1 pseudogene is annotated in these 268 nt (G+C 53.7%); it reads right to left on the bottom strand.

The window, feature by feature from the left end:
• Positions 1-268: pseudogene (locus tag SB775_RS30020) on the bottom strand (short-chain dehydrogenase); the annotation flags it as partial.

Raw genomic sequence — 268 nt, 5'->3', positions numbered from 1 at the left:
CCTTGCTCCTCAGCATATCGCCCCCAGTGCGGTCTGGTTCCATCCCGATCCGTAAAGCCGTATTCGTCAGAAAGCCCCCATGTGCTCAGCGTCTTTCCTGACTTGTCTGCAATCGCAGGATCTGTCGCGAGTGCAACAACTGCCTGACCGATATAATAAGGGGTTTCGGAAACGATGAAATGCGGATCGATTTCCGCAGCATCTTTCCACGTGGATTCGGTCACGCCAAAATGATCAAGCATCGCTTCTGAACGCAGGAAGCCTGGCG

Source organism: Peribacillus sp. SIMBA_075, assembly GCF_046534585.1.
The sequence above is the reverse complement of the archived record's forward strand: the minus strand, read 5'-3'. Positions and strand labels throughout refer to the sequence as shown.